The sequence below is a fragment of the Roseovarius halophilus (ex Wu et al. 2025) genome, assembly GCF_047086965.1.
This window is the reverse complement of record NZ_JBKOTX010000302.1, coordinates 1-4,804: the sequence shown is the minus strand read 5'-3', so window position 1 is coordinate 4,804 and position 4,804 is coordinate 1. Positions and strand designations below refer to the sequence as shown.

The 4,804-nt window shown below is 68.3% G+C and carries 3 protein-coding genes and 1 pseudogene; all 4 read right to left on the bottom strand.

Annotation, left to right across the window (positions count from 1 at the left end; translation table 11 throughout):
• Positions 1–101: 101 nt before the first annotated feature.
• Positions 102–1,001, bottom strand: a pseudogene (locus tag ACH107_RS30070) (UDP-N-acetylmuramoyl-tripeptide--D-alanyl-D-alanine ligase); the annotation flags it as partial.
• A complete protein-coding gene (locus ACH107_RS30065) occupies positions 998–2,497 on the bottom strand; it encodes a UDP-N-acetylmuramoyl-L-alanyl-D-glutamate--2,6-diaminopimelate ligase (RefSeq protein WP_412509374.1) in 1,500 nt (499 codons plus the stop codon). The pseudogene ACH107_RS30070 and the gene ACH107_RS30065, both read right to left, overlap by 4 nt.
• Before the next feature lie 19 nt (positions 2,498–2,516).
• A complete protein-coding gene (locus tag ACH107_RS30060; protein ID WP_412509373.1) occupies positions 2,517–4,310 on the bottom strand; it encodes a peptidoglycan D,D-transpeptidase FtsI family protein in 1,794 nt (597 codons plus the stop codon).
• Entirely contained in the window at positions 4,307–4,657 is a 351-nt protein-coding gene (locus ACH107_RS30055) for a cell division protein FtsL (protein ID WP_412509375.1), read from the bottom strand. Before ACH107_RS30055 ends, ACH107_RS30060 begins: the two co-directional genes overlap by 4 nt.
• Between the last annotated feature and the right edge of the window lie 147 nt (positions 4,658–4,804).

Below are 4,804 nucleotides of genomic sequence, written 5' to 3'. Positions count from 1 at the left end.
GCCATGACGCCCGAGGATTTCCGCGACGACTACCTCTCCGTGGACGGGGCCGGGTTCTCGCTCTCGCCCTTCTTCTCGCAATCGGCGTGGTTCCGGTTCGCATCGGCGCCCAAGGCCTCGACGGCCGCCAGCACGGCAAGCCCGTTCATGGCGAAATGCCTTCCCGGTGTCCCGAGCTTGAAAAGCACCCTGTCACCGTTAAGGGCGGCCTCGACCACCGTCTTTTCCCCGGCGAGCTGGGCAGATACCAGCCTGTACCGATTCGCCGACCGACCGAAGCGCACCGCCTGCGCGCCGGTCGCGGTCGCAGCCCGGGCAAGGATCGGTGTCTGGTCGAGGTCCGCATTGAAAACGGCCGACCCGCCGGGCCCGAGCCCCTCGAAGATCGACGCCTTTTCCCGGGCGATCCCGCCGATGTCGTCGAAGGCTTCGAGATGGGCGGGCGCCACGGTCGTGACGATGGCGACGTCGGGACGGGCCATGCGGGCCAGCGGCGCGATCTCGCCGGGGCGGTTCATCCCGATCTCGATGACGGCGAAATCCGCGTCGGCGGGCATGCGCGCCAGCGTCAGCGGTACGCCCCAGTGGTTGTTGTAACTGGCCTCGGCAGCATGGGTGCGGCCCTGCGCCGAGAGCACGTGGCGCAGCATTTCCTTCGTCGATGTCTTGCCGGCTGAACCGGTGACCGCCACGACACGCGCCCCCGTGCGCGCCCGCCCCGCGCGGCCCAGCGCCTCGAGCGCCGACTGGACGTCCGCCACCACCAGCAGCGGCGCCGTCTCGGGCACACCTGCGGGCACGTGCGAGACCAGCGCGGCGGCGGCACCCTTGTCCAGCGCCTCGGCCACGAAATCATGCCCGTCGCGGGCCGCTGTCAGCGCCACGAAAAGATCCCCCGGCACCAATGTGCGGGTATCGATAGAGATGCCGGTCGCCGACCAGTCACGGCTCACGCGCCCGCCCGTTGCCGCAGCGGCGTCTCGGGAATTCCAAAGCGTCATGCCACGCCCCCGTCAAGCGCGGCCACGGCCACGCTCGCCTGTTCGCTGTCATCGAATGGCAGCACATCGTCACCGACGATCTGCCCGGTTTCATGGCCCTTGCCGGCGATCAGCAGCGCGTCGCCCGGGCCCAGCACGTCAACCCCCCTCAGGATGGCTTCGGCCCGGTCCCCGACATCCAGCGACCTGTCCGATCCGCCGGCCTGCCGAACCCCCTCCATCACCGCGGCACGGATCGTCGCGGGCTCCTCGCTTCTGGGATTGTCGTCGGTCACGATCACGATGTCGGCATTTTCCGCGGCGGCCCGGCCCATGAGCGGCCTCTTGGCCCGGTCGCGATCACCGCCCGCACCGACGAGCACCACGAGCCGGCCCATCACGTGCGGGCGCAGCGCCTGCAGGGCCGTCGCGATGGCATCGGAGGTGTGCGCGTAATCCACGAAAACCGCCGCGCCGTTGGCGCGCGTCGCGGCCAGCGCCATGCGCCCGCGGACCCTGCGAATGCGCGGCAGCGTGTCGAAGACACGGTCCGGGTCCGCCCCGCCCGCGATGACCAGCCCGCAGGCCAGAAGAACGTTGTCGGCCTGAAAACCGCCGATCAGGCCAAGGCGCGACTGCCGGACGCGGTCGTTCCATGCAAAGCGCAGTTCCTGCCCCGTCGGCTCGAATCTCTGCGCTTCGAGCCGCAGGTCACAGCCCGCGCCGTGCCCGACCGAGATCACCTCGTGCCCGCGCCCCGTCGCGATCTCGGCCATGTCCGCGCCCTTGGGATCGTCCATGTTGATCACGGCGATCCCGTCCTCGGGCAACACGTTCGCGAAGAGACGCGCCTTGGCCGCGAAATACGCCTCGAAACTGGCGTGGTAATCCAGATGCTCGTGGCTGAGATTGCTGAAACCGGCTGCCGCGATCCGCACGCCGTCAAGCCGCTTCTGGGCCAGACCATGGCTCGACGCCTCCATGGCGGCATGCGTCACGCCGGCCGCAGCGGCCCCGGTCAGCACGCGATGCAGCGTGACGGGTTCGGGCGTGGTATGCGACAGCGGCGCCGTCCATGCGCCCTCCACGCCGGTCGTGCCGACATTGATCGCCTCGAAACCCAGCTCCGTCCATATCTGGCGGCAGAAGGTGGCGACCGACGTCTTGCCGTTCGTGCCGGTCACGGCCACCATCGTCTCGGGGTGCCTGCCGAACCAGAGCGCGGCGGCATAGGCCAGCGCCTCGCGCGGGTCCTCGGCCACGATCAGCGCCGCGTCGCTTGTCGACAGGGCATCCGCGGCCAGCCGGGCACCGTGCGCGTCCGTCAGGATGGCCCCGGCCCCCATGCTCAACGCGGTCGCGATGAAGTCGCCGCCATGAACACGCGTGCCGGGCAGCGCGGCAAAAAGATAGCCGCGCTTCACGCCGCGGCTGTCAACCGCCAGCCCCGTTACCTCGGCCTGCCGCCCGCCTTGCGCCGTCAGGCCGAGTTCCGCCAATGTCTTCTTTTCCGCCACCGCCAAGGGCCCTTTCGGCTCAGTTGGATGTGAGCGTTATACCAGCCAGTTCCCCGGGTTCAATCTCGGGTCTCAGGCCCAGCAGGGGTGCGACGCGGCGAATGATCTCGGCGGCCACGGGCACGGCTGTCCAGCCCGCCGTTCGGCGCGGCTTGCTGCCGCTCGTTTCCACGGGTTCGTCCAGCGTCACCACAAGGACGTATTCCGGCGCGTGCGCGGGAAAGATGCTTGCGAAAGTCGCGATCACCTTGTCCTCGTAATAGCCGCCGCCGCGCGCCTTCGGCTTGTCCGCGGTACCGGTCTTGCCGCCCACCGCATAGCCCGCGACCTCGCCGAAACTGGCGGTTCCGTCCTCGTCGGACACAACGCGGCGCAGCATCGCGCGCGCCGCCGCCGAGGTCTCGGCGGATATAACCCGCGGCCCCGGCGCGGCATCGCGCCGGCGCAGCAATGTCGGTGTCACCTTGCGCCCGCCATTGGCGATCGCCGCGTAGCCCGCGGCAAGGTGCAGCGGGCTGCTGCTCAGGCCGTGGCCATAGGAAATCGTCACCGTGGAAAGATCGGTCCATGCCTCGGGGTACATGGGGCGTCCCGTGGACGCCTCGACCATCTCCAGCGGTACCGGCGCCATGAAACCGAGCCGTTCGAGGAACTGCTTTTGCCGCGCCGGCCCGATCTGCAGCGCCAGCCGCCCCGTTCCCCTGTTGGAACTCTTCACGATCACGTCCGACACGCTCAGCGGGCCGAAATCCTTGTTGTTGAACTCGCCGATGCTGTGCCCGCTGACCCGCATCGGCCCCGAGGAATCGACAACAGTGCTCCCGTCGACCAGCCCCAGCTCCATCGCCTGCGCGGCGGTGAAAATCTTGAAGACCGAGCCCAGCTCGTACACGCCCTGCACCGCACGATTGAAAAGCGGGCTGTCGCCGGCGTCGCCCTCGGTGGGCGGGCGCGGGCGATCGTTCGGATCGAAATCCGGCAACGAGGCCATCGAGACTATCTCGCCGGTATGCGCGTCCATCAGGATCGCCGCGGCCCCCTTGGCATTCATGATCTTCATGCCGCCGTCCAGCACGCGCTCCACCGCCGACTGAACCGACAGGTCCAGCGACAGCGTCAGCGGCTCGTGTCCCTTGGCGGGGTCGCGCAGCCTCTTGTCGAAATGCTTTTCCACGCCGGCCACGCCGATCACCTCGGCGGCATGGACGCCCTCGCGGCCGAAGCCCGCACCGCCCAGCACGTGCGCGGCCAGGCGGCCGTTGGGGTAAAGGCGCATCTCGCGCGGGCCGAAAAGCAGACCGGGCTCACCAATGTCATGGACCGCCTGTTTCTGCTCGGGGCTTATCTTGCGCTTGATCCACAGGAACTTGCGCTTGCCCGTAAAATCCCGGACCAGCCGTGCCTTGTCGAGATCGGGGAAGACCCCCGCCAGTTCGGCGGCGGCGCGTTCCGGGTCGATCATCTGGGGCGGTTGGGCATAAAGGCTATGGGTTTCGAAATTGGTCGCCAGCACACGGCCCTTGCGATCAACGATATCGGCACGCTGCGCCAGGATATCCGCCCCGGCCACGCTGGCGCCGGGCTCGGCCGGATCCGAATTGGCGAGCAAGGCCATGCGCCCCCCGACCACGACGAAAGCGCACAGGAACATCGCCGCGAGCACCAGCAGCCGGCCCTCGGCCCGGCGGCGGGCGCGGTCGCGCATCTCCTCGTGACGCAGGCGGATGTTCTCGCGTTCGATGGCATCGGGATTCTCGCCCTTGGCGCGGGCTTCAAGAATTCGCGCAAGCGGACGCAGCGGCGTGCGGATCATGACCGGTCCTCCATGCCGATGACATCGACGGGATCGGTTATATCCAGCGTCTTCTCCGGTTCCGGCGGGTATCCGACCTGGTCGATCTTGCCGAACTGGTACGGCTGCAACGGCATCAGGCCAAGGCGCTCGAAATTCAGCTCCGCCAGTTCGCGCAGACGGTCGGGCCGGTTCAGGTAGGCCCATTCGGCCTTGAGCACGCGCAGGCGTTGACGCTCCAGCGCGATCTGGCGTTGCAGCTTCTGTGCCTCGGCCTGCGCCTCCTGCGTTTCGTAATTCTCGCGATAGGCCCAGAAGGCCAGCCCGATCACGGCCAGCGCCGTCACGACATAGAACAGGCTGCGCATCATCCTTCCCCCTTCAGTAGCGGCATGCCGATGGACTTGCGGTCGGTTTCGCCGGGCGGCGCCGCGGTGCGTACCGCGACACGGCATGATGTTCGTCGAGAGCCTCAAGGCCATCCGGAACACCCGCGGGGGCAAAAGCGCGCCACG

Coding starts and splice junctions, on each gene's coding strand:
- ACH107_RS30060 (WP_412509373.1), bottom strand. CDS start 4,310: ATGATCCGCACGCCGCTGCGTCCGCTTGCGCGAATTCTTGAAGCCCGC.
- ACH107_RS30055 (WP_412509375.1), bottom strand. CDS start 4,657: ATGCGCAGCCTGTTCTATGTCGTGACGGCGCTGGCCGTGATCGGGCTG.